Origin of the sequence: Nodosilinea sp. AN01ver1 (assembly GCF_050565655.1) — a bacterium.
In the GTDB taxonomy this organism is placed as follows: domain Bacteria; phylum Cyanobacteriota; class Cyanobacteriia; order Phormidesmidales; family Phormidesmidaceae; genus Nodosilinea.
Window position 1 is genome coordinate 1 of record NZ_JBNXVS010000122.1, and the last position, 1473, is coordinate 1473.

Consider the following 1473-nt stretch of genomic DNA (forward strand, 5'->3'; position numbering starts at 1 on the left):
ACCCTACCCATCCACCCTCCCACCCATCCACCCTTATGCCCTCCCCCGCTCCCACCCGCACTCAAACGGGCCGAGTCCACTCCATCGAGACCTGCGGCACCGTCGATGGCCCCGGCATTCGCTTTGTGGTCTTTACCCAGGGCTGCCCGCTGCGCTGCCTCTACTGCCACAACCCCGACTGCCAGGAGATCCACGGCGGCACGGTGATGACCGTAGACGAGATCATGGCGCAAATTGATCACACCAAAAACTACCTGCGCAGTGGCGGCGTCACCGTCAGCGGTGGCGAACCGCTCATGCAGCCCGAATTTGTCGCCGAAATCTTTCGTCGCTGCCATGAAATGGGGTTGCACACGGCCTTAGATACCTCCGGCTATGTCCACATTGAAGCGGCAGGGCCGGTATTAGAAAATACCGATTTGGTTTTATTAGATATCAAATCTTACAATCCCGATCTATTTCACAAAGTCACCAGCGTTTCTATCGAACCTACGCTAAATTTTGCCCGTTATTTAGCCAAAATCAAAAAGCCCACCTGGATACGATTTGTGCTAGTTACCGGCCTCACAGATCCCGAAGAAAATGTGACAGGATTAGCTAAGTTCGTGGGCACTCTAGATAATGTTGAAAGAGTAGAAGTTCTGCCCTTTCATAAAATGGGAGAATACAAATGGCAGCAATTGGGTTTACCCTATACCCTGGGCGACACTCAGCCCCCTACACCAGAACTGGTTGAGCACGTTCTTCAAATCTTTCACAACCACGGATTAACTGCTGTTTAGGCTCCACGCTCTCCTCAGGAGGCTTCTATGGACGTTCACGTTACTTATCAAGACGGTGTAAAATTCCAGGCCAGCTGTCGAGGCCACCAAATTCTCAGCGATCAGCCCCTGGATAACGATGGACAGGATCAAGGCATGACGCCGCCGGAGTGGTTTTTGTCGTCCCTGGGGGCCTGCGTTGGGTTCTACGCAGTCAAGTACTTAGAAACCCGCCAGCTCGATGCCAAAGGCTTAGCCATCACCGTCACCGCCGATAAGACCGAAAGCCCTGTTAGCATCGACAACATTCGCATTCAGATCACCACTCCTACGGCTTTAGAACCTCGTCATCAGAAGGGGCTAGAGCGGGCGGTGGATGCCTGCATTATTCACAACACCCTCACCCACCCACCGACGATGACGACGGAGATTCTGTCGGTTGCGATCGCCAGCTAAGGCTCACCGTAGGGTGGGCACTGCCCACCAGCCAACCATTCTAGAAACATGAGTTTTTCTTCCTCACAATACTGCCTTACACGATCCCCCCTGCCCCCCTCAATAAGGGGGTAGACAAGAACTCTTCTAGTAATTAGTCACCGCAACAAAGCTGACCTACTGGGAATGGGGCAAAAGTTTGTAGCATAAGGGGCATGACGATACAGCCACGTCCAGAGCCAAACCTGCCGGAGATCGACCCTGAAGAGCAAGGGGC

Annotated in this window: 2 protein-coding genes; both read left to right on the top strand. The window is 53.3% G+C overall.

The genetic code is table 11. The annotated features are described in order from the left end of the window. Positions 1-35 precede the first annotated feature (35 nt). A complete protein-coding gene (pflA, locus tag ACQ4N7_RS30210; RefSeq protein WP_430715118.1) occupies positions 36-782 on the top strand; it encodes a pyruvate formate-lyase-activating protein in 747 nt (248 codons plus the stop codon). 27 nt (positions 783-809) lie between these two features. Next, positions 810-1217, top strand: a complete 408-nt coding sequence (locus ACQ4N7_RS30215) for an OsmC family protein (protein WP_430715117.1) — start codon at positions 810-812, stop codon at positions 1215-1217. The last annotated feature ends 256 nt before the right edge of the window (positions 1218-1473 follow it).

Bases quoted from the DNA above. Each gene is read 5' to 3' on its own strand.
- ACQ4N7_RS30215 (WP_430715117.1), top strand. From the start codon at position 810: ATGGACGTTCACGTTACTTATCAAGACGGTGTAAAATTCCAGGCCAGC.
- pflA (WP_430715118.1), top strand. From the start codon at position 36: ATGCCCTCCCCCGCTCCCACCCGCACTCAAACGGGCCGAGTCCACTCC.